29 protein-coding genes are annotated in these 21,181 nt (G+C 69.5%); 18 read left to right on the top strand and 11 right to left on the bottom strand.

The window, feature by feature from the left end:
* Nucleotides 1–792, bottom strand: coding sequence for an SDR family NAD(P)-dependent oxidoreductase (locus FGL15_RS07990; RefSeq protein WP_138945634.1), 792 nt, complete (start codon nucleotides 790–792; stop codon nucleotides 1–3).
* A gap of 96 nt (nucleotides 793–888) precedes the next feature.
* Here FGL15_RS07990 and FGL15_RS07985 point away from each other — a divergent pair, with 96 nt between their 5' ends.
* Together FGL15_RS07985 and FGL15_RS07980 are read left to right on the top strand one after the other, a co-directional pair.
* Nucleotides 889–1,377 (top strand): MarR family winged helix-turn-helix transcriptional regulator, encoded by a 489-nt coding sequence (locus FGL15_RS07985; protein ID WP_138945633.1) that lies wholly within the window; start codon nucleotides 889–891, stop codon nucleotides 1,375–1,377.
* Nucleotides 1,378–1,430: 53 nt separating this feature from the next.
* Nucleotides 1,431–1,835 (top strand): VOC family protein, encoded by a 405-nt coding sequence (locus tag FGL15_RS07980; protein WP_086472363.1) that lies wholly within the window; start codon nucleotides 1,431–1,433, stop codon nucleotides 1,833–1,835.
* Here FGL15_RS07980 and FGL15_RS07975 read toward each other — a convergent pair.
* The 3 genes from FGL15_RS07975 to FGL15_RS07965 form a co-directional block, all read right to left on the bottom strand.
* The gene (locus FGL15_RS07975; RefSeq protein WP_138945632.1) at nucleotides 1,790–2,299 is read right to left on the bottom strand and encodes a hypothetical protein; all 510 of its coding nucleotides are present in this window, start codon (nucleotides 2,297–2,299) and stop codon (nucleotides 1,790–1,792) included. The genes FGL15_RS07980 and FGL15_RS07975 overlap by 46 nt on opposite strands.
* 111 nt (nucleotides 2,300–2,410) lie before the next feature.
* Entirely contained in the window at nucleotides 2,411–3,208 is a 798-nt protein-coding gene (locus FGL15_RS07970; RefSeq protein ID WP_138945631.1) for a phosphotransferase, read from the bottom strand.
* Nucleotides 3,209–3,257: 49 nt separating this feature from the next.
* Nucleotides 3,258–3,893, bottom strand: coding sequence for a phosphatase PAP2 family protein (locus FGL15_RS07965; protein WP_205858706.1), 636 nt, complete (start codon nucleotides 3,891–3,893; stop codon nucleotides 3,258–3,260).
* Between the two features lie 400 nt (nucleotides 3,894–4,293).
* Here FGL15_RS07965 and FGL15_RS20810 point away from each other — a divergent pair, with 400 nt between their 5' ends.
* The 3 genes from FGL15_RS20810 (at nucleotide 4,294) to FGL15_RS07950 (ending at nucleotide 5,620) form a co-directional block, all read left to right on the top strand.
* Nucleotides 4,294–4,464, top strand: coding sequence for a hypothetical protein (locus FGL15_RS20810; protein ID WP_240773856.1), 171 nt, complete (start codon nucleotides 4,294–4,296; stop codon nucleotides 4,462–4,464).
* Nucleotides 4,465–4,505: 41 nt separating this feature from the next.
* Entirely contained in the window at nucleotides 4,506–5,093 is a 588-nt protein-coding gene (locus tag FGL15_RS07955; protein ID WP_138945630.1) for an NUDIX domain-containing protein, read from the top strand.
* Between the two features lie 68 nt (nucleotides 5,094–5,161).
* Complete coding sequence (locus tag FGL15_RS07950; protein ID WP_138945629.1) at nucleotides 5,162–5,620, top strand: NUDIX hydrolase; 459 nt, start codon at nucleotides 5,162–5,164, stop codon at nucleotides 5,618–5,620.
* Nucleotides 5,621–5,705: 85 nt separating this feature from the next.
* Here FGL15_RS07950 and FGL15_RS07945 read toward each other — a convergent pair whose 3' ends face one another.
* Complete coding sequence (locus tag FGL15_RS07945; protein ID WP_086472353.1) at nucleotides 5,706–6,542, bottom strand: alpha/beta fold hydrolase; 837 nt, start codon at nucleotides 6,540–6,542, stop codon at nucleotides 5,706–5,708.
* Between the two features lie 239 nt (nucleotides 6,543–6,781).
* On the opposite strand from FGL15_RS07945, the gene FGL15_RS07940 reads away from it, so the two are divergent.
* From FGL15_RS07940 to bla, 4 genes are all read left to right on the top strand, one after another.
* Complete coding sequence (locus FGL15_RS07940; RefSeq protein WP_138945628.1) at nucleotides 6,782–7,096, top strand: DUF6412 domain-containing protein; 315 nt, start codon at nucleotides 6,782–6,784, stop codon at nucleotides 7,094–7,096.
* Between the two features lie 62 nt (nucleotides 7,097–7,158).
* A complete protein-coding gene (gene yidC, locus FGL15_RS07935) occupies nucleotides 7,159–7,929 on the top strand; it encodes a membrane protein insertase YidC (protein WP_138945627.1) in 771 nt (256 codons plus the stop codon).
* Between the two features lie 109 nt (nucleotides 7,930–8,038).
* Complete coding sequence (locus tag FGL15_RS07930) at nucleotides 8,039–8,446, top strand: SRPBCC family protein (RefSeq protein ID WP_205858705.1); 408 nt, start codon at nucleotides 8,039–8,041, stop codon at nucleotides 8,444–8,446.
* A 119-nt stretch (nucleotides 8,447–8,565) separates the two neighbouring features.
* A complete protein-coding gene (gene bla, locus FGL15_RS07925) occupies nucleotides 8,566–9,357 on the top strand; it encodes a class A beta-lactamase (protein ID WP_205858704.1) in 792 nt (263 codons plus the stop codon).
* Nucleotides 9,358–9,371: 14 nt separating this feature from the next.
* On the opposite strand, the gene FGL15_RS07920 is transcribed toward bla, so the two are convergent.
* Entirely contained in the window at nucleotides 9,372–10,421 is a 1,050-nt protein-coding gene (locus FGL15_RS07920; RefSeq protein WP_138945625.1) for an SDR family oxidoreductase, read from the bottom strand.
* Nucleotides 10,422–10,506: 85 nt separating this feature from the next.
* Here FGL15_RS07920 and FGL15_RS07915 point away from each other — a divergent pair, with 85 nt between their 5' ends.
* From FGL15_RS07915 to FGL15_RS07890, 6 genes are all read left to right on the top strand, one after another.
* Nucleotides 10,507–10,821, top strand: coding sequence for a helix-turn-helix transcriptional regulator (locus FGL15_RS07915; protein WP_138945624.1), 315 nt, complete (start codon nucleotides 10,507–10,509; stop codon nucleotides 10,819–10,821).
* Between the two features lie 119 nt (nucleotides 10,822–10,940).
* Complete coding sequence (locus FGL15_RS07910; protein WP_138945623.1) at nucleotides 10,941–11,357, top strand: hypothetical protein; 417 nt, start codon at nucleotides 10,941–10,943, stop codon at nucleotides 11,355–11,357.
* 9 nt (nucleotides 11,358–11,366) lie between these two features.
* Nucleotides 11,367–11,783 carry a MerR family transcriptional regulator gene (locus FGL15_RS07905; RefSeq protein ID WP_138945622.1) on the top strand — a complete coding sequence of 139 codons (417 nt, stop codon included), beginning with the start codon at nucleotides 11,367–11,369 and terminating at the stop codon, nucleotides 11,781–11,783.
* 134 nt (nucleotides 11,784–11,917) lie between these two features.
* The gene (locus FGL15_RS07900; protein WP_138945621.1) at nucleotides 11,918–12,361 is read left to right on the top strand and encodes a hypothetical protein; all 444 of its coding nucleotides are present in this window, start codon (nucleotides 11,918–11,920) and stop codon (nucleotides 12,359–12,361) included.
* On the top strand, nucleotides 12,354–12,680 hold the full coding sequence (locus tag FGL15_RS07895; protein WP_138945620.1) for a transcriptional regulator: 327 nt from the start codon (nucleotides 12,354–12,356) through the stop codon (nucleotides 12,678–12,680). Before FGL15_RS07900 ends, FGL15_RS07895 begins: the two co-directional genes overlap by 8 nt.
* A complete protein-coding gene (locus FGL15_RS07890) occupies nucleotides 12,677–13,939 on the top strand; it encodes an FAD-dependent monooxygenase (RefSeq protein ID WP_370282137.1) in 1,263 nt (420 codons plus the stop codon). Before FGL15_RS07895 ends, FGL15_RS07890 begins: the two co-directional genes overlap by 4 nt.
* A gap of 11 nt (nucleotides 13,940–13,950) precedes the next feature.
* On the opposite strand, the gene FGL15_RS20270 is transcribed toward FGL15_RS07890, so the two are convergent.
* The 5 genes from FGL15_RS20270 to FGL15_RS07870 form a co-directional block, all read right to left on the bottom strand.
* On the bottom strand, nucleotides 13,951–14,118 hold the full coding sequence (locus tag FGL15_RS20270) for a hypothetical protein (protein ID WP_168223254.1): 168 nt from the start codon (nucleotides 14,116–14,118) through the stop codon (nucleotides 13,951–13,953).
* Between the two features lie 7 nt (nucleotides 14,119–14,125).
* On the bottom strand, nucleotides 14,126–15,754 hold the full coding sequence (locus FGL15_RS07885) for a chromosome partitioning protein ParA (RefSeq protein ID WP_138945619.1): 1,629 nt from the start codon (nucleotides 15,752–15,754) through the stop codon (nucleotides 14,126–14,128).
* Between the two features lie 124 nt (nucleotides 15,755–15,878).
* On the bottom strand, nucleotides 15,879–16,613 hold the full coding sequence (locus FGL15_RS07880) for a FadR/GntR family transcriptional regulator (protein WP_138945618.1): 735 nt from the start codon (nucleotides 16,611–16,613) through the stop codon (nucleotides 15,879–15,881).
* A gap of 41 nt (nucleotides 16,614–16,654) precedes the next feature.
* Complete coding sequence (locus FGL15_RS07875; RefSeq protein ID WP_138945617.1) at nucleotides 16,655–18,121, bottom strand: APC family permease; 1,467 nt, start codon at nucleotides 18,119–18,121, stop codon at nucleotides 16,655–16,657.
* A gap of 60 nt (nucleotides 18,122–18,181) precedes the next feature.
* Nucleotides 18,182–18,961 (bottom strand): carbon-nitrogen hydrolase family protein, encoded by a 780-nt coding sequence (locus FGL15_RS07870; protein ID WP_205858702.1) that lies wholly within the window; start codon nucleotides 18,959–18,961, stop codon nucleotides 18,182–18,184.
* A gap of 124 nt (nucleotides 18,962–19,085) precedes the next feature.
* Between FGL15_RS07870 and FGL15_RS07865 the strand changes: the two genes are divergently transcribed.
* The 3 genes from FGL15_RS07865 (at nucleotide 19,086) to FGL15_RS07855 (ending at nucleotide 21,134) form a co-directional block, all read left to right on the top strand.
* A complete protein-coding gene (locus FGL15_RS07865) occupies nucleotides 19,086–20,141 on the top strand; it encodes a nitronate monooxygenase family protein (RefSeq protein WP_138945616.1) in 1,056 nt (351 codons plus the stop codon).
* Between the two features lie 70 nt (nucleotides 20,142–20,211).
* Nucleotides 20,212–20,871 (top strand): hypothetical protein, encoded by a 660-nt coding sequence (locus FGL15_RS07860; RefSeq protein ID WP_192003894.1) that lies wholly within the window; start codon nucleotides 20,212–20,214, stop codon nucleotides 20,869–20,871.
* Nucleotides 20,868–21,134, top strand: coding sequence for a hypothetical protein (locus tag FGL15_RS07855; protein WP_064296028.1), 267 nt, complete (start codon nucleotides 20,868–20,870; stop codon nucleotides 21,132–21,134). Before FGL15_RS07860 ends, FGL15_RS07855 begins: the two co-directional genes overlap by 4 nt.
* Nucleotides 21,135–21,181 lie beyond the last annotated feature (47 nt).

The following is a 21,181-nucleotide window of genomic DNA, read 5'->3' as shown; positions in this document are numbered from 1 at the left end:
CTAGAGCATCCCGGTCAGCACTCCGCCGTCCGCGCGCAGGGCCGCACCGTTCGTCGCCGACGCCAGTGGGCTCGCGAGGTAGGCCGCCAGCGAGGCGATCTCCTCAGGCTCGATGAAGCGTTCGAGCAGGGTGGTGGTGTTGCGGCCGATGATCGAGGCCTTCACGGCGTCGACCGGCGCGGCCTGGTCGGCGGCGATGGACTCGATCGTCGTGGCGACCCCGTCGGAGTAGGTCGGGCCGCCGAGGATCGTGTTGACCGTCACGGCGGTGCCGCGGGTCAGCTTCGCGAGTCCGTTGCCGAGGGCGATCATCGCCGCCTTCGTGACGCCGTAGTGGATCATGTCGGCGGGGATGTTCACGCCGGACTCGCTGCTGACGAACAGGATGCGCCCCCAGCCGCGATCCAACATGCCTGGCAGGGCGTGCCGGGACAGCCGGACGGCGCTCATCAGGTTGACCTCGAGGACGTTGGACCACTCGTCGTCCGAGATGGACTCGAATTCCGCGAGGCCGAACTGGCCCACGTTGTTCACGAGGATGTCGACGGCGCCGAGGTCGCCGAGCAGTCGCTCGACGGAGGCGGGATCGGCGAAATCCGCGACGATCCCATCGTGGCCGGCGTCGGGGTGCGTGCGCCGAAGTTCGGCGACCATATCGCCCACCGCCTGCTCGGAGCGCCCGTTGACGATGACCCGTGCGCCCTCCTCGGCGAGTGACCGGGCGATGGCTGCGCCGACGCCGCCGGTCGATCCGCTGATGAAGGCCGTCTTGCCTCGGAGTTGCAGGTCCATGTCGTCTCCCTCTGTCGGCGATGCGCCGATTCACTTGCTCAGGCAAGTCACCCTAGGCCGGTTCACTTGCTCAAGCAAGTCGAATAGGCTTGCCCCATGATCGAATCCGCCGAACGCCCCGGCCTCAGCGGCGACCGGCTCGCGGCCTGGGCCTCCGTCGCCACCATGCTGGAGCGGCTTCCCGCGGCGCTCGACGCCCAGCTGCAGCGCGACAGCGGGCTGAGCCACTACGAGCACGGGCTGCTCTTCGCGCTCGACACCGCCCCGGACCGCACACTCCGGATGAGCACGCTCGCCGGGTACGCGAGTAGCACGCTCTCTCGTCTCTCCCGCGCGATCTCGCGACTGGAGAAGCAGGGCTGGGTGCGACGCGAGGTCGACCCGACCGACGGTCGGTTCACCCTCGCCGTCCTCACGGAGGACGGCCACGCCCACGTCGCCCGGTCCACGCCCGCGCACCACGCCCTGGTCGAGGAGCTCGTCTTCGGCTCCCTCACGGCGGCGCAGGTGCGGCAACTGGCCGAGATCAGCGCGAAGATCGCGACGACGATCGATCCGACCGTGCCATGGGCGCCGCGCGAGTGAATCTCGGAAAGACGTCCTTGTGGGTGTGCTCACGCCGGGCGTAGCTTGACCGCATGAGCCTCTTCATCACCTGTCCGGTCGAGAGCGTCGAACGCGCGACCGCCTTCTACGACGCCCTCGGCTGGACCCGCAACGCCGCGATGTCCTCCGACCAGGTCTCCTGTTTCGAGATCGCTCCCGAGCAATACGTCATGCTCGGCAGCCGCGAGATGTACGCGAGCGTCGGCGGCACCGAGGAGCTGATCGGTGGACCGGACACCCCCTCGAAGGTCACGGTCTCCTTCGATCTCGGGAGCCGCGAGGCGGTCGACGAGCTCGTCGAGCGGGCCGGCGCCGCGGGTGGACGGATCGGCGACACCGACGACTATCCGTTCATGTACCAGCGCCAGTTCGACGACCCCGACGGCTACCACTACTCGCCGTTCTGGATGAAGCCCGACGCCGAGCCGACCGCCTGAGCGACCTCGCCGCGACACGGCACGGCGAGCAGGTCGCCGGGCGCGAGGTCGCGGGGGAGTAGCACGCGCTGCTCGGTTCCTGCCGCGCTGTCGATGCGGAACGACACCGTGTGCGTCGTCGACGCTCGCCCGATGAGCCGGAGTTCCGACCAGCATGGTTCGACGTCTGAGAGGCAGGCGTCGAGGGTGAGGTGATGGCCGTCCTCGCCGACCGTCGCAGCGACGACGCGCATGACGACCACGGAGGTCTGCTCGACGGGAGACGGGCATCCACCTGTGCCGGGGATCACCGCTGCCGCCGAGTGGACGCACGGGGTTCCGCACTGCTCGACCACGCGCAGCATCGGAACGTCGTCGACGATCACGTCCGTGGTGCTCAGATGGGTGTGTGCCGGCCAGCGGTCGGGGACGAACGGGTCCGGGATGCTGCGGCGGAGCGAGGGCAGGATCGTCGTGAGGGTCATGACCTCCGGTCTACGCCTCACCGTCTGCCCGAGCGACCGCCCTCACGGGATCCATACGTCGATCCCCGGAACCCCGACGGTCTCCTCACGTCGCGCGCGGGCGAGGGGACATCATCCCTCGATCATGTCTTCCGTGATCGCCGGACGGGGCCGGCCCTCCTCGAGGACCTCCAGCTCGTGACGCACGTGGTCGAGCGCATCCCCGGGGTGGCGATGCTGCAGATCGTGCAGCATGAACCGGCAGGCCCAGATGCGTGCGGCCGTCGACGCCTCGTCGAGGTTCGCACCGTCGGTCCAGCCCGCGAGGAACGCCCGCCACACCGGTTGGTCGAGCAGCGGTGTCACGTGCGGGTCCAGCCGGAAGATGGCGGAGGTCCTGGCCCGGTCGTAGTCCGGCGACCCGGCTGCGGCGTTGGTCCAGTCGATGACAGCGGTCACGCGGTCGTCCGACCCCAGCAGGATGTTCAACGGGTGGAGATCAAGGTGCAGGAGTGAGCGTTCGCCGTCGATGGAGGCGAACGCCGGAGGTGCGGTGACCGTCCACAGCGCCGCCTGCGCACGACCGCAGGCGAGACCCCTCGTGAAGGCCCGATCTGCCGTCAGGCCGCTGAGATCGGCGGCGACGGTGCCGTCGACCCGCTCGATGAGTGCGGCCGCCCATGGTCCACCGTCGGTCGGGACGAAGGTGCCGACGGTCGCCGGAACCGGCACCGCCACGGAGGCTGCGTTCGCAGCGGCGAGTTCGTGCGCGATCGTCTCCGGGGAGCCGAGGCGCAGCACGACGTCGTCGATCCCGAACACCCGCCCGGTCATTCCACCGAGCTGCTCGAGGCGTTCATGATCGAGCCCGAAGTGGGCGCTCGCTTCGATGAGGGCGCGACGGAATCCGCGCTCGTTGTCGTCGACCATCACGTCATCGTAGGTGAGGTGCGCCGTCGGGTCACGGGTGTCGTCACCGTCACCCCAGCGACGAGCGGGTCGCGGTCGAGCGGTGCTGCCATGCCACTGTCGCAATGACGAGGGCGGTCGTGATCGCCAGGCCCAGGACCGCTCCCATCGCGACATCGTGGACGTAGTGCACGCCTTGCGCGACCCGGCCGGTGGCGACAAGCGCCGCCAGTGCGAGCGCCGAGCACGTGACCCACCATCGGCCGACGGCGATCGCGATGACGACGGTCGCTCCGAACGCGAGCGTCGCGTGGTTCGACGGCAGTGACCAGTCACCAGCCGGCGGGCATTCGGTCGTGATCGACCACCGGGTGCATGGTCGAGGTTGGGCGAAGAGGAGCTTCAGTCCCTCGCTCGCGGCGTAGGCGAGGCTGACCCCGGCGGCGCCGGCCAGCAGCCGCGCCCGCCGTTCCGGGTAACGGATCCAGGCGAACGCCGCCGTCGAGATCGTCGTCGCCGCCAGGAGCGCGAGGCCGACCTCCGAGGCGAGTTCGACGTTCGGGATGGACGAGCCGAGGGCGGCAAGCCACCGCGTGCCGATGACACTCGCGCTGCCAGGCGCCGGGACGACGAGCAGGACAAGTGCCATGAGGGTCGCAGCACCGAACGGCAAGAGTAGGCGGCGAGATGGCAGGGGCAGTGGCATGTTCTCGACCGTAGTGACGAGCTGTGAGCGGCACATCGGACTCCGGATGGCCCTGATGTCGGCACCAAGTCGGATGTGGAGAGCGCTGAGATCGTGCAACCGGCGCGTTCAGCGCTGCAGTTGTGTGGTCGGAAGCCGGCGCGCACCGAGACCGAGGGGCGATACCGTGCCACGAGGCACGTCAGTCGCGAGACGATGGACGCATGACCGCTCTCTCCGGAATCGATATCGCCGCCGAACTCCGACAGGTTGAGGCCCATTGGACGCCTCGAGTGGTCGGCCGGGTCAACGATCAATACGTGAAGGTCGCGAAGCTCCTCGGCCAGTTGGTCTGGCACGACCACGCGAACGAAGACGAGATGTTCCTCGTCGTCTCCAGCTCCGCGACGATGAGGAGGTCGTGCTCACGCCGGGCCAGTTCTTCGTGGTGCCGCGGGGCGTGCAGCACAATCCCATCGCCGACGAGGAGGTCGAGATCGTCTTGATCGAGACCGTCACGACCGCCCACACCGGTGACGTGATCGTCGAGGGCACGGTGCCCATCGAGCGTCAGCTGGGCGACTTCCGCTGACGCCATGATCGCCGGTCGGCACTCGACCGTAGGGTGGGCGGATGTCTGTTCCGGATGAATCACGTTGGACCACGCTCGAGAAGACGACGGTCCACCGAGGTCGGGTCACCTTGGTCGATCACGAGGTCCGATTGCCGGACGGGTCGCGATCGAGGTATCTCGTCGACGAGAGCGTTCCCTTCTCCGTCGCCTCGCTGATCATCGACGGCGACGACGTGCTCCTCGCCCGGCAGTACCGATACCCGCTCGACCGCTGGATCCACGACCTGCCGGGCGGTGCCGGTCGAACGGACGAAGCTCCGCTGGAGGCGGCCCGGCGTGAGCTCGAAGAGGAGCTTGGTATCGTTCCGGACGACCTCCGACCGCTGCACACCTTCTTCATGAACCCGGGGCGGGCGTCCTGGCCCACACACCTGTTCATCTCGACTCGAGGTATCCGTTCCGGCCTGGTGGACCTGTCGGATCCCGCGGAGCAGGTGCGGCTCGAGCGCATCCCGCTGTCCGAGCTCGACGCACTGATCGTCTCCGGAGCGATCGTCGACCCGCCGCTCATCGTCGCCCGAGCCGTGGCGGCGGCCCAGGGCATCCTCCCGCCGCTCGGAGTGGCCAACGAGGAGCGATCTCGCTAAACGCATCTGACTGAGAGCTCGAGCAGCCGGCACCGGTCACGCTCCATGGGTTCGGGTACGCTCGCGGCGTGAACGAAGACGAGGCGCTCGTCCACGTGACGCACGACGCGCCGTGGCTTCCTCCGGGAGGCCGGGCCGAGGTGGTCCGCCGGACGACGCCACCCCGGCCGATGGCGGTCGTACGCTTGCTCCTGTGTGACTCCGACCGGGTGTTCTGCGTGCCGCGGCAGGAGACAGGTCGGCTCGATCTGCCAATGCTCGAGGCTGCATCCGATGACGTCGACGGCACGGCGACCATCCGTGAGCTGGCCCAGAGCATCACCGGCGAGGCCATTGGCGTTCGGTTCATCGGCGCCGTACGCAACGTCGTGGAGGCACCGGCCGACGGATACGACTGGCCGGCACCGGTCGCCCACTTCGGCGTGTGGGCTTCGGACGCGACTCCGAAGGCTCACGGCACATGGGTGCGACTCGACGATGACGAGCATCAGCTGCGCGACCGACACTGGTACCCGTTGGTGAACTGAGCGGACCGCAGCGCCGGGTGGGATGCTTGCACGAACGGCCCACCGGGTCTCCCGGATGGGCCGTTCGTCGCTGACGGTGGTTCCCTTACTGCTCGATGAAGGCGAGGAGGTCGGGGTTGATGATGTCGGCGTGGGTGGTCAGCATGCCGTGCGGGAAGCCCTCGTAGACCTTGAGGGTCGCGTTGCTGAGGAGTTCGGCCTGCTTGATGACCGCGTCCTTGTACGGCACAACCTGGTCGTCATCGCCCTGCATGCAGAGGACCGGCACGGAGATCGCCTTGAGGTCCTCGGTCTGGTCGGTCTCGGAGAACGCCTTGATGCCCTCGTAGTGCGCCACGGCGCTGCCGGTCATGCCCTGACGCCACCAGTTGTCGATCACGGGCTGGGACACCGTCACACCGTCGCGGTTGAAGCCGTAGAACGGGCCCGAAGCCACGGCCTGGAAGAACTCCGCGCGGTTCGCGGCGAGCGCGCTCCGGAAGCCGTCGAAGACCGAGATGGGTGTCCCTTCGGGGTTGGCGTCGGTCTGCACCATCAGCGGAGGCACGGACGAGACCAGGACGGCCTTCGCCACACGACCCTGCGGCTCGCCGTACTTGGCGACGTACCGCGCGACCTGGCCACCACCCGTCGAGTGGCCGATGTGGACGACGTTGCGCAGGTCGAGGTGCTCGACGACCGCCGACACGTCGCTGGCGTAGTGATCCATGTCGTGGCCTGAGCCGATCTCCGAGGACCGCCCGTGTCCGCGCCGATCGCTGGCCACCACGCGGTACCCCTTCGACAGGAAGAAGAGCACCTGCGCGTCCCAGTCATCCGACGACAGCGGCCAACCGTGGTGGAACATGATGGGCTGCGCCGCCGGGTCGCCCAGATCCTTGTAGTAGATTTCCGTGCCGTCGTCCGTTGTCACGAATGGCATGACTGACCTCCAAGCTCATGTCGAGCCAAGCCGTGCTCGGAACGACTCTCGCGAATTCCACTTCCACGGAATGTGGGAGCGCGACCACGGTAACGCGACGCGACGGCCGTTTCGCTGGTCTGTCGAAAGTCCCGACACCTGTCCAAACCGGTTGCCGCAGACGTCCAGTTCCGGGCGTGTGGACGGCGATCCTCGGGACCGACCCGTCCTGAGGGGAAGGCCGCTGCTAGCCTCGGACCATGGTCGGTCTGCTCGAACTCGTAGCGCGGACGTTCGCGCTGCTGGGAGCAGGGGGCAGCGGCAACGTCGTGATCCCTGCCCTCATGGTGTTCGGGTTCATCGGGGCCGTTTCCGCGGCGGCTGTCCTCATCGCCGTCATCCTGCAGGTGCGCGTGACGCTCCGGCCACGCACCGGCCCGGTCGAGCTGCGCGAGGTCGAGAACCTGCGCGTGCTGGTGACGCACAACAACCCTGACGCGCCGGGGCACGTCCGGTCTCGAGCGCCCGGAAGCGCGATCGTGACCGTCAGAACGGCCGGCTTCAGCGTGCAGTAGCGCCCCCGGTGGTCCGTGGCGGTCGAACGATCCTCTCCCGTTCTCGATCGAAGGACCCACCCATGGACCTCTCCACCATCCCATTCGTCTCCACCATCCTCGACGGCCTCGCCGGGTTCGTCGCAGCGACCAGCACCGTCCTCGAACCACTCACCGGCTCGTGGGCACCGCTGCTCGCCATCGTCGTCCTCACCGTGCTCGTGCGATTGCTCCTGTTGCCGGTCGGCGTCTCGCAGGTGCGCGCCGAACGCACCAGGAGTCGTCTCGCCCCTGAGCTCGCGGCCCTCCGGAAGCGCTACGCCGGCCGCCCCGAGGAGCTGAACCGCGCGGTCATCGAGCTCTACCAGCGCCACGGCACCTCGCCGGTCGCGGGCTGCCTGCCGCTCCTCGCACAGGCTCCGGTCGTCTCGGCGGTGTACGCGTTGTTCGTCCACCAGGACATCGCCGGTCATGCCAACGCGCTGCTCTCCGCAGTGGTCGGGGGTGTTCCGCTCGGCTCGAACCTGTTCCAGCTGATCGGCACCACGGTCACGACGATCTGGCCGTTCCTCGTCGTCCTGCTGCTCCTCGCCCTCGCGATCGAACTCACCAGGCGGGCGAGCGCACGATGGGCGGCTGTCCCGGACGAAGCTGCAGCGTCGCGGACGCCTGCTCCCGCCGGCGCCGCCGCGATCGCACCCATCATGCGCTGGCTTCCGTTCCTCTCGGTCGGCTTTGCGGCCATCGTTCCATTCGCGGCCGCCGTCTACCTCGCGACGAGCGCACTGTGGACGGTCGCGGAGCGGGCGGTTCTCCGCCGTACCCTCCGCGACCCGTACGCACCGGCGGTCTGAGCCCACCCGTCCGAGAGTGCCCGTTCTGCGCTTCCGACCATGCTCAGTGAGCAGAACGGGCACTCTCGGCACGTGGAACAACGAATCGCCTACCTGGCATGATTCGGTCATGAGAAGTCACCACGTGAGCCGGGTCATCAGCGCCTCGCCGGATGCCGTCTACGAGTACGCGTCCGACGTCGACCACCTCCCGCGGTGGGCGGCCGGTCTCGCGCAGGCCGAGGTGGTGCGCGAGGGTGACTCGCTGTTCGTCGAGTCGCCGATGGGGCGGGTGGAGGTCCGGTTCGTCGAGCGCAACCGCTTCGGCGTGCTCGACCACGACGTCACCCTGCCGTCGGGGACCGTCGTGACCAACCCGGTCCGCGTGCTGGCCCATCCGGAGGGTGCCGAGGTGGTCTTCACCGTGCGCCAGATCGAGCTGGACGACGACGCGTTCGCGCGTGACGTCGCCATGGTCGAGGCGGACCTCGAGCGCCTCGATCACCAGGTCGCTGGGCAGGCCGGCGTTCGTCGATGATGCGGGGCGTCGCCGTCGCTCTCATGGGTGGGCTGGTGCTCGGGCTCGTGGGGTGCGCCTCCGCTCCTCCATCCCCTTCGACGTCACCGAGCTCCGCCACCTCGGCCCCGCCGACGTCGATGCCCGACCTGTCCGTCGAGTTTCAAGCCTTGGAGGCCGAGTTCGGCGCGCGCGTCGGCATCAGCGCCGTCGACACCGGGACCGGTGCCCGGTTGTCCTACCGCGTGGACGAGCGCTTCGGATATGCCTCGACGATCAAGGCGCTCGCCGCAGCCGTCTTCCTCCACGAGGTGCGCGGCTCGGCGCGTGACGAAGTCGTCACCTGGTCGGCTGAGGATGTCGATGCGGCCGGCTATTCGCCGGTGACGAGTGAACAGGTCGAGACCGGCCTGACCCTGTCGCAGCTCGCCGAGGCCGCCGTCCGGCGGAGCGACAACACGGCCCTCAACCTCGTCCTCGCCCGGATCGGTGGGCCGGCCGCGTTGGACACCGCCCTCGTCACGCTCGGCGATGAGGTGACCGAGGTCGTCAACGCTGAGCCGCAGTTGAACGTGATCGAACCGGGCAGCACCGATGACACCAGCACCCCTGCCGCGTTCACCGACACCCTGATCCGTCTCGTCGACGGCTCCTACCTGGAGTCCGCCGACCGGGCAACGCTCCTCGCCTGGATGAGCGGCAACGCGACGGGCGACACGCTGATCCGGGCCGGTGCTCCGGCGGGATGGCAGGTGGCCGACAAGTCCGGGGGTGCCGGTGGGATCCGGAACGACATCGCGATCATCGACCGGCCGAGCGGCGACCCGATCGTCCTGACCATTCTCACGAACACACTCGACCCGGACGCCGAGTACGACGACGCGTTGGTCGCGGAGGCGGCGAGGGTCGCGCTCGCCGCCTTCGAGCAGTAGCCGGGCTCCGACGCCTACGGAATGAGTCGCTGCTCCCGCAGGTCCTGGAAGATGCGGAGGAACATCGCCTCCGTGTCGACGAACTCGTGGAACCCGGCCCGGCGCGACTTCGACGTGTCCGCGATGACGTCGTAGTCCCACGCGAAGACGAAGTCACCGAACGCCCACGACGACACTTCTGCGTAGCTGGTGGGCGCGAGGCCGTGCCGCTCGACCATCGCGTTCCACAGGGCCTCCTTGTCGGCCATCACCTCGACGAGGCTCATCTCGAGTGGTGGCGCGACGTCGAGGTCGAAGAAGGCGGCGATCTTCGGCCACATCGACGACCACCGGAACACGTCGCCGTTCGTGATGTTGAACGCCTCGTTGCGGGCCTGCTCCGTGGTCGCCGCCCACACGGTGGCCTTCGCGAGGAGGTCGGCGTCGGTCATCTCGATCAGGCTCGTGTAGGCGCCGGGCTTGCCGGGGAACCGCAACGGGATGCCGAGCTCTTTGCTCATGGACGCGTAGACGGCGATGACCATCGCCAGGTTCATCGGGTTGCCCAGGCCGATCCCGGCGACGACCGATGGCCGCAACGCCGACCATGACCAGGTCGCCCCGACCTGGCGGCGCTCGAGGAATTGCTGCTGGTCGACGTTGAACTCCGGCGGCATGTGCGGCGGGTCGGACTCCTTCGCGGGTGTCGCGAAGGGCCCCAGGTGCGCGCCGTAGACCTTGTAGCCCTGCATCAGACTGATGTGTTCGAGGCCCGGCGCGACGGGTTCGACGGCGTCGACGACGTTGGTGAGCATCGCGAGGTTCGGTGCGACGAGCTCAGCCCAGCTGGGGCGGTCGTGGTACGCGGCGTAGAACAGGTGCGTCACCTCCGACAGGCCCCGCAACTGGTGGATGGTCGCGTCGCGGTCGAGGAGGTCCACCGCGAGGTGTCTGACGGATCCCCGGTCGGTACCGCCGCGGCGGGACAACCCGATCGCGTCCCAGCCGAGCCCCTCGAGGTGGGTGATCAGGTTCCCGCCGATCACTCCACGGGCTCCGACCACCAGTGCTGTGTGCTGTGTCATGACATCTCCATCGGTAGATCGTGATTTACCGATCCACAGTGTCGCACAACATCGTGGAATCGCGATATTACGATATGGTTGACGTATGACAAACGCTGACGAGTTGGACCTGGTGGCGATCTTCAAAGCGCTCGGCCATCCGACTCGCCTCGCGATCCTGGGGTGGTTGAAGGATCCTGAGTCGTTCCCGCCGCAGGATCAGCCGGCGGCCGAGGTCGGCGTGTGTCTCAAGCACATCCAGGCGAGGGCCGAGGTGTCGCAGTCGACCGCCTCGCAGTTCATGGCCACGCTCCAGCGCGCCGGCCTCGTGACGTGCACCCGGATCGGCCAGTGGTCGCACTATCAGCGCGACGAGGCTGCGATCGAAGCGCTCGGTCGGCGGCTGTCCCTCGACCTCTGATCGCCGAGACGGCGTGCCGCCAGCTGTCTCCGGAGCTCATGGCCCATCACCGAGCTCTCGCTGGAGTGTGCGGGGTAGGCCTTGACCTTGCACCGGGGTGCAGGGTCGACAGTGAGGATATGACTTCCTCGATCGTGCGTCGCACCGTCCGCCTGTCCGCCCTCTACGACCTCGTCGTCACCGCCGGGTTCGCCTTGCCCTTCACTGCGCCGACGCTGTTCGCCGGATTGGGCGTCATTCACTCCGCACTCGCGCTCCATGGGGCGGTCCCCGACCCCGGGGACGTGTTCGCGGTGATGTTCGCGAACCTCATGGGTTCACTCGTGGTGGTCTGGTCGGTCTTCCGGTTGATGCGCCCGACGTGGGCGGCCGGTGTGGCCGACACCGCCGGGAGGCTGCTCTTCTCGCTCGGCATGGGGGCCGCGTTGCTGCATGGCGCGTCACCGCTGGTCCTCGGGATGCTCGTGTTCGAGCTGGTCTGGGCTGCCGTCCAGGGCGGCGTCATGCTGTCGGCTCGTCGGGCGGCCTTGGCCTAGGGTCGGCTTGTGCGTATCGCTGAGCTGGCCCGGCTGGCCAAGGTGAAGGTGTCCACGGTCCGGTTCTACGAACGGTCCGGTGTGCTCGCCGAGCCCGGACGGACCACCGGCGGCTATCGGGACTATCGGGAGGCCGATGTCATCCGTCTCCGGTTCCTCCGTCGCGGCCAGGAGCTCGGGTTCACGCTGGCGGAGCTCCACGACTTCGACCGGTTGTCCCAGGCGGTGCGGGCTGGTGGTGCCTCCGCCGGGGACGTCGCCGCCGCGGCCGCGCAGAAGCTGCAGGAGATCGACGAGAAGGTCGCCGACCTGCAACGGACGCGAGCCGCGATCTCGGATCTGCTCGATGCCCAATGCGTCGATCCGTCGGTGCCCTGCCCGATCGTCAGTGCCCTCGCCGGTGTGGTGGAGGCCGAGTCGTCCTGATGGGGTCGCCGCGGAGCTCCCGCCGTCCTGATCCTGCGCCACCGCGACCTCGAGAGCAGTGAGCTCGACGTCGGTTGTTTCCTTTGGGGAAACACTGTGATAGTTTCTTCAGACGCAACGACTGGAGGTCGATCATGGATCATGAAGATGCACAGGACCGCTTGAACCAGGCACGAGACGCCTCGCGCCGCTCCGCCCGCCAGGGAGCGCTCACCACCGCCATCCTCACCGCGGTACTCATCATCGCGCTCGGGGTCGTCGTCGACCTCGACATGGTCTGGCTGCTCGGACTCGTCGCCATCGGGTTCGTCGCCCTGTCCCTCGCGCGCCCGGTGAAGCTCCGCCTCGACTGGTCGGACCGGACCGGCGTGCTGCTGCTCACCGCGAGCGGCGTGGCGGTCGCCGTGGTCTACGTGGTGACCCAGTGGATCGCCCGCTCCGAAGGTGTCGCCGTACCGAACACGGTGTCCGCGGTCGTCGCAGACGTCGTCGTGTTCGCCGCCTGTCTGCCCGCACTGGTGCGCCTCGCGAACGGCTCCACGCCGCTCGGTGGACGGTCGGGGTCGCGCGATGCCTGAGGACGACGGAGCCGAGGACGCCGCGGTCGGCCGCCAGGCGCTGAACCCGCTCTTCCACGAGCCTGCCCGCCTCGCCCTGCTGTCCGCACTGGCGCCCGCCGAGTACACCGACTTCGCCTCGCTCCTGCGCATCACCGGCGTCAGCAAGTCGGCACTCTCGAAGCACCTCTCGGCGCTCGCCGACGCCGGGGTGGTCGAGGTCGGGAAGAGCGACACGGACCGCCGCGGCCGCCGCATCGCCCTCACCGCGGAGGGCCGGGTCGCCTTCGAGTCCTATCTCGACGCCCTCGATGCCATCGTGCAGCGGGCGCGTCGGTGACGCGGGGCCTCCCAGCGGCGAGCGGCGCTCAAGGCCCGACGCCGGACTTCCGACGGACGTTGCAACGAGGCGTGACCCGCCCGACCTACGGTGGGAGCAGACCATCGGAAGGGGGCGCGGTGCGAGCGATACCTGCTGGAGAGCGTCTGTCGATCGGGATCGTGGGCGGCTCCCTCGGTGGCCTGTTCGCGGCTTCCCTCCTCACGCGTCGCGGACATCGCGTGACGGTCTTCGAGCGGTCCAGGACCGGGCTCGAACGCCGCGGCGCGGGGCTCGTCGCCCAGCAGGAGCTCTACGACTTGCTGCACGCGGTGGGCCGTGACGCCGAGGCCAGCGTCGGCGTGGTCGCCACCGATCGCATCACGCTCGCTCGAGACGGCCGGGTCCTGACGAGCGACCCCGCACCGCAGATCCAAGTCTCCTGGGACCACACCTACTCGGTCTTCCGCAGCCTCGTCCCGCCCGAGGGGTACCGGCTCGGACAGGCAGTCGCCACCGTGCACGACCGCGACGAGGGTGCCATCGTCGAGACGGCTACGGGGGAGCTGCACGAGTTCGACCTCGTCGTCGGCGCCGACGGACTCCGTTCCGTCACCAGGCATGCCGTCGCCCCCGAAGACGACCGTAACCGGTACGCCGGGTACATCACCTGGCGCGGCCTCATCCCCGAAGCCGAGCTCCCAGCCGCCGCCGCACACACCTTGCTCGGGCGATTCGCCTTCTACACCGGTCCCGAGGTGCACATGCTCGGGTATCTCGTCCCCGGCGCGGAGGGGGAGACCGAGCCCGGTGCGCGCCGCTACAGCTGGGTCTGGTACCGCAGCATGTCCGAGCTCGAACTCGCCGACCTCATGCGGCTGACGCACCGGCCGGCCGGGAGCTCCTCGACCGCGCCCGGCGACCTGCCGAGCGAGCTCCGCGAACGACTCCTCGCCCAAGCGGAGCGGCTCCTCCCACCGCCGTTCGCCGCAGCGGTGGCAGCCGAGCCACGGCCGTTCATGCAGGCGATCTACGACTACGTGCCGCCGCGCATGACGAGCGGTCACATCGCGCTCCTCGGAGACGCTGCAGCCGTGGTCCGCCCGCACACCGCCAGGGGAGCCGCCAAAGCGGCCGGCGATGCACTCGCGCTCGCCGCGGGCCTGGACCTGGGGTTCGGTGTCGATGCGGCACTCGCGCAATACGAGGCCGAGCGGCTCCCGATCGCGCGAGCGATCAGCGACTATGGACGTCGCATCGCTCGTTCCCTGCAGCTCTGACCGCACACTCATCAGGAGGGGAACGCGGCCACCTCGGTGCGTCGAAGCCCGGCGACCCGCCGCCCGTCCTCCGGGACGAACCCCGCGTCCTCCGGTCGGACCAGTCCTCGACGAGCCCTGAGGTAGTCGCCGAGGGCGGCCGCCCGCGTGATCCCGGTCTCCGATCCTCCCTGCGTCATGGCCCGGTCAGAGTCCGCGCGACACCGCGGCAGCCGCTGCGAGCCACGCCCGCTGCGTGCTCGACCGCAGGGCGTCGTGACGGATGACGCCGTTCTTCAACGCGGGATCGAAGGGCACGACGACCACGTCGCGCACGTAGGGACGGAAGTCCTCGGCGTACGCGTTGGCGATCGACGTGTCCTTGGCCTCGGCCTCGGAGACGATGACCACGGCGTTGCGCGCGAGTTCCGCACCGCGCTCGCTCACCCGGCTCACCGCGGTGAGGGTGAGTCGCGCGCCCTCCTTCTTGTCCTCGACCGTCGTGGTCGGGATGACGAGCTGGTCGGTCAGCTCCACCATGCGGCGCCAGTTGGGGGCGCCGGCCGAGTTGCCCGAGTCCATGACGATCAGGCGGTAGTACTTCGCGAGGACGCGATGGACGAGGTCGACCTCGTCGGCGGTCACCACGTGCTCGCCGTCGGCCGCGGATCGCAGCACCTCGTACTTGTCGCCCGGCTGGTGGTGGACGAACCGCGACAGGTCGGCTCGCTCGGCGCCGGGGGAGAGGAGATCGCTCGCCGCGGCGAGGAGGTCGAGGACGGTCGAGTCGTGCCCGCCCTGCTCGGTCCGCCAACCGAGCGTGCCCATCGTCTCGTTGTTGTCCCACGCCGCGACGCCGCCGCCGCCGTACCGGGCGAAGACGGACGACAGGTTGACGACGGTCGGCGTCTTGTTGGCGCCGCCCTTCTGGTTCGCGACGGAGATGGTGCGACGCCTCGGGAAGTGGCGTGACACGGCGTGGACGTCGTCACGCTCGGCGCGCTCGCTCGCGGACGGCGGCACCGAGAAGCCGAGCTTGTTGAGCAGGCCGGCGAGCCCGTGCTGCGCCGGGCCGATCGTGGGCGGCGCGAGGAACGAGGGCGCATCGCGCAGGTCTCTTCGAGCGGGGGCGGTCGGCTGGCCCGGAGCCTGCTGCTGCTGTGGGACCGGGGGTTGCTGCTGCTGCGCGGGCGCGGCCGGCGGTGCCTGCACCGACTGCTGGGCCGGGACCGCCCGCTGCGCCGGCACCGGCTGCTGCGCGTTCGGCTGGTTCGAGACCGGCTGGAACGGCGGTGTGCCGAACGCGGGCTGCTGCACGGTCGGGCGCTGCGGCGGGACGGGCTGTGGTGCCGCGATCGCCTGCGGGTTGGCGGAGACCGGCGGCGTGGGCTGCGCAGGTGTCGACGGCTGGGCGGGGGCGGCTCGGAGCGGTGTCTGCGGCTGAGCAGCGGCCGGGCGTGCGGGTGCCGGCTGGGAGGGCGCGGGCGGTGGCGCCTGGATGAGCGGCACCCGTTGCGCGGATACGGGAGCGGGTGGCGGTGTGGCCCGTTGCGCGGTGCGCGCGGGCGCTGCGGACTGCGGTTCCTCCTGCAGTTCGCCGTCGACACCGATGAGGAGCACGGTGACGCTCGTGGGGTCGTCGACCGTCACGCGGATCGGTCGACCCGACTTCCGGGCCTCCGCCTGCATCAGTTCGACGAGCTGGCGGCGGGCCGTTCCCGCGTCGGTGGCGGTCAGGTACTGCTCGGCGGTGCCGACGCGGAACACGCCGGAATTGTCCGCCAGCAGCGATGCCGTCATCGGCGGGAAGTCCTGTATCGAGGCCTTGTCGATCATGCTCTCACTCCTTCGCGGCGGGGGTGAACCCGTCCCCACTATGCCTTAGTACGGCGCATGTCGGATTTCCGGCCCCAGCCGTGACGCCTCGCCGAGGGCGCGTTTTCGGTCGTCCCCAGGCGCTTCAGGGAGCGGATTGCGCGCCGTCGGCGGGGCCCGCGAGGCCGACGTACATCGAGCGGTGGAGCTCCGCGACGTGGTCGAAGGCGAGGCGACTCGCGGCTGCCGCATCGCCGTCACGGAGCGCGGCGACGAGCTGGGCATGCTCCTCGTTCGAGGCTCGCAGGTACTCGATCCGGTAGGGGATGAAGTAGGAGTACAGCTCGCGGGACACACGGTCGTGGAGATCGGCCGCGCCCGGCACGCCTGCCGACACCGCTAGCTCGGCATGGAACGCCGCATCGGCCTCGCGGAACCGGCTCCAGTCCGGCTCGGTCCGCATGGTCGCCACGAGGTCGTCGAGTCGACGCAGGGAGGACGCCTCCGGTTCGGCCGCCGCGCGCGCCGCCAGCCCGGCTTCGAGCGTCGCTCGCTGGTCGATGAGCGCGTGCACGTGGACGGCGTCCTCGCGGTAGGCGGCGATCTCGGGCACGGTGCCCACCGCGGGTGCGTCCGCGATGAACGTGCCACCCGTGTTGCCCTGCCGCCGGACGACGACGCCCTCGTCGCTCAACGCCCGATACGCGCGCCGCACCGACATCTCACTGACCCCGAACGCTCGAGCCGCTTCCTCGGGTGCCGGGAGCCGCTGGCCGGGCACCAGCATCCCGAGCTCCAGCGCAAGCGAGATGCGCGCGCGGACGGTGTCGACGGCGGTCGTGCGGCGGATCGCTCCGAGTGAGGGCGAACCCAAATCCATGGCACCCTCGTCCCGTCGCTGATCGACTCCGCGACCCTGGTTCAGCCGGCGGTCGGTTGGTCGGCGGCCGCCTCGCTCACCGCGCCGTCCGGCTCGGTGTCCAGGGGGAACCGCTTCCCCAACACGATACCGATCAGCATGGCGACCACGGGGATGAGGGCGAGCACGACACTCACGGTGACGCTTCCGCCCGTGACGAGCGTGAAGTTCGACAGCACGAGCCACAGCGCGAACGCGAGTCCGACCACCGCGAGGATCGGGAACACCCGCGCACCCCACGTGCGGCCGGCGACCAGCTCGGGTCGACGCGCGAAGAACACGAGGACGGCGATCGAGGTCGTCAGCATCAGCAGCACCATCCCGACGGTCGCCACCCCGGCCATGGATCCGAAGACTCCGACGAGGGGGTCGAGGCCGGCGAGGGCGAGCGCGGCGAGGACGATGGCCGCCGTCACCGTCTGCACGATCGAGGAGGTCGACGGGGAGTGGTGTGCGGGGTGACGCCGGCCGAGGCGGGCGGGCAGCACCGACTTCTGCGCCAGCGTGAACTGGTAGCGCGCGATGACGTTGTGGAAGGACAGCACGCACGCGAACAGGCTCGTGATGAGCAGCACCTGGACGACGTCGCGCATGATCGGGCCGAGGTAGGTCGTCGTCGTGTCGAGCAGGAGGTTGCCCTCGCCGGCGAGCGTCTGCTGGGCGACCGCGACGGCGTTCCCTGCGCCGACGCCCGTCACGAGCGCCCAGCAGGAGATGGCGTAGAACACGCCGATGATGACGACGGCCAGGTAGGTGGCCCGCGGGATGGTGCGTTCCGGGTTGCGCGCCTCGTCCCGGAAGACCGCGGTCGCCTCGAAGCCGATGAAGCCGGTGAGGGCGAAGAGCACGGCGACGCCGATCCCACCGGTGAAGATGTTGGCGGGGTCGAAGGTCTCGACCGCGATGCCATCCGCGCCGCCCGTCGCGAAGATGACGACGTCGAGCACGACGACCACGAGGATCTCGAGCGTCAACGCGATACCCAGCACCTTCGCGCTCAGATCGATGTGCCGGTAGCCGAGCACCGCGACGATCGTCATCGTCGCGAAGGAGTACAGCCACCAGGGCAGGCTCGGGCCGCCGAAGTACGTGACGAGGTCGTCGAGCGCCCACCCCATGTAGCCGTACACGCCCACTTGGATCGCCGTGTAGGCCACGAGTGCGGTGAACGCGGAACCGAGGCCGAGACGCGAGCCGAGTCCGGCCGTCACGTAGGAGAAGAACGCGCCGGCCTCGCGGACGAACGGCGTCATGGTGACGAAGCCGACGGAGAAGACGAGGAGGATGACGGCGGCGAGGGCGAAGCCGATCGGGGCTCCGGCGCCGTTCCCGGTGCCGATCGCGATGGGGACGTTGCCGCCGATCACGGTGAGTGGTGCGGCGGCGGCGATCACCATGAAGACGATGGAGCCGGTACCGAGCTGGCCGTCGAGGCGCTGACGCGGCTCGGCGATGGGGTTCACGGTCATGAGGTCACTTTCCAGGGGAGTCGGGGGACTCGGAGGGGAGGGGAGGAAGGACGGAGTCCTTCAATACAGCTCGGCGCGTCGGTCGGCGAGGTAGGGGTTCTCCTGCCTGGCGCGCCTCGTGGCCTCGGGATCGATCGTGGCGATCATGAGACCGACGGCGTCCGCGTCGAGCGCGTCGAGGACCACGCCGTCCGGGCCGACGATGCTGCTGCGACCGACGTAGGTGAGGTCTCCTTCGGAACCGACGCGGTTGACGTAGACGAGGTGGACCTGGTTCTCCCACGCGCGCACCGGGATGAGCCGCTCGGCGATGTGCGCGTAGGGCTCCATCTGCGCGGTGGGGACGATCACGACGTCGGCGCCGTCGAGGGCCGCCGCGCGGACGGTCTCGGGGAACTCGACGTCGTAACAGATGAGGACGGCGACGCGGACACCGCCCAGGTCGACGGTCGGTGCGAGGGTGTCGCCGGCCACGAACAGCTCGCGGTCGAGCTCGCCGAACAGGTGCGTCTTGCGGTACCGGAGCAGCTCGGTCCCGTCAGGACCGACGAGGACGAGGGCGTTCGCGACGGCTCCGCCGGGGAGTGGTTCGGGGAGGCCGGCGAGGATCGCGATCCCGGTCTCGCCGGCGATGGCGGCGACCCGGTCGACCAGCTCCGGGGTGGCGAGCGGGGCGAGGCGGTCGCCGAGGTTGTAGCCGGTGACGAACATCTCGGGGGTGACGAGCAGATCCGCGCCGCGATCCGATGCCTGTCTGGCGGCGTCGGCGACGAGCGCGAGGTTCGCCTCGACGTCTCCGGGGACGCCGTGGTGCTGCAGTCCGGCGATGGTCAGGGTCATTGCGGTGGAGCTCCTCTGTGGTCGTGCGTCGATGCACTCAGTAAACAGCTCAAAGTGAGCTGTTTGATGTCCATCATGTTTCGATCCGGTTTCGCCCGCAAGAGGGGCGGGACATACTGGTGGCGTGCGTGCCCTTCCTGTCGACGTCCCGATCGTGCTCGGCCCCTTCGGAGGTCTGTCCTCCGTCGAGCTCACCGCGACGGTGAGTGAGCTGGGCGGCCTCGGTTCCTTCGGTCTGTACGGTTACGACGCCGACCGCATCGAGCGGACGGTCACGGCGCTCCGCGAGCGGACCACGGCGTCCTTCGCCCTGAACCTGTGGCTGCCGCGTGGCGACGAGCTGTCGCCCGACGACTCCGAGGCGTCCTTCGCAGCCGCGGTCGAGGTGCTCCAACCCGTGTTCGACGAGCTGTCCCTCGAGCTGCCCGTTCGACCGGCCCGCTACGTGCCGTCGTTCGACGAGCAGATCGAGGCCGTCCTGGAAGCGCAGCCCGCTGTGGTCAGCTTCGTCTTCGGGGTTCCACCGCGACCGGTGGTCGACGCGGCGCACGAGCGGGGCATCGTCGTGGTCGGGACGGCGACCACGGTGGCCGAGGGGCTCGCCCTGCAGGAGGGCGGCGTCGACGTCGTCGTCGGCACGGGCATGGAGGCCGGCGGCCACCGCGTCTCGTTCCTGCGAGCGGCCGAGGACTCCCTCGTCGGTCTGGTCGCCCTGATTCCGCAGCTCGTCGACGCCCTGGACGTCCCGGTGATCGCCGCCGGCGGTATCGCCGACCGACGTGGTGTCGCCGCCGCACGGGCGCTCGGCGCCGCCGGCGTGCAGGTCGGGACCGCCTTCCTCCGCACGAACGTCTCCGCGGCGACGGCCGAGCATCGGGCGGCCATCGTCTCGACGCCCGCCGACGGCACCGTCCTCACGCGCGCGATGAGCGGCAGGCTCGGCCGGGGTGTCCCGAACCGGGTGCTGCGCGAGATCGAGGCGTCGGGGGTCGTCGCCCCGTTCCCGGTCCAGAACTGGCTGACCGGGCGGTTCCGCACCGTCGCCTCCGAGCGGCACGTCGCGGACCTCCAGGGCTTCTGGGCTGGGCAGGCGTCACTGCTGACCCGGGATCGGGCCGATGCCGAGTCCGTCTTCGCGGAACTCGCCGCGGGCCTGTCGGTCCCACCCAGGGCACCCTGACCCCGGTCCGCGTCGCCCGCAGGACCGCGTAAGCTGGAGGGGACTTCCTGCAAGAGATGAGACGTTCACCGTGCCCAGCATTCCGTTCGACGGCGCCAAGCACGATCGGTACTGGATGGTCCCGATCCTGCGTGCGGTGATCGCGCTCGCCACGGCGGGGGTCGTCACCTTCACGCAGGGCCACTCCTCGCAGTTCGGCCTCGTGGTCTTCGGGGTCTTCACGCTGCTGTCCGGCGCGATCGTCGGCGCCTTCGCCTTCCCGAACTTCTCCGACACCGTGACGCGCGCCTTCTTCCTCGGCCAGGGCGTCATCGGCGTCGTGACCGGCGTCTTCTCGCTGCTCGTGAGTGGCGGCGGGCTGAGCATCTTCCTCTATGTCGTCACCCTGTGGGCGGCCCTCACCGGATTCCTCGAGCTGTACAGCGGGATCCGCTGGCGCGGACGCCTCGCCGCGGCGAAGGACTGGACCGCGGTCGGTGCCTTCACGGTGCTGCTCGCCATCGCGACGCTCCTCGTCCCGCCCGGACTCGAGCAGCGATTCGCCGCCCCGGGAGGTGTCGAGGGTGTCCTCCGTGCGGACATCGTCGTCGTCGGCCTCGTCGGGGCATACGCCGCGATCATCGGCGTCTACCTCGTCATCGGCGGACTGTCGCTGCGGTGGGCGGGCAAGCGCCCGGTCACCGGCGCAGCCACCGACGACACCACCGGCACGGCTGGAGCCGCATCATGAGCAAGCCCAACCGCGATGACGTCCTGCGGCCGATCGAGCTCCTCGTGCTCTCGGGCGTCATGGGGGTCTTCACCGGCGTCGTCGTCCTCATGTCGACTCGTGAGATCGTCCTCGCGCTCATCGGCCTTGGCATCGCGTTCATCGCCTCGCTCGTCGTCCTCGCGATGCTGGCGCTCGCCGTGAAGCCCGACTTCCAGGAGAAGCTCGACCTCGACGAGCAGGACGGCGACGACAAGCGTCCGCCGCGCCCCTCCGGCCACTGACCTCCGGCTTCATTCGCCCATTCTTGGGCGACCCAGTGCTCGTTCGC

Source organism: Plantibacter sp. M259, assembly GCF_006065115.1.
GTDB lineage: Bacteria > Actinomycetota > Actinomycetes > Actinomycetales > Microbacteriaceae > Plantibacter > Plantibacter auratus.
This window is presented reverse-complemented; position numbering and strand designations above follow the sequence as displayed.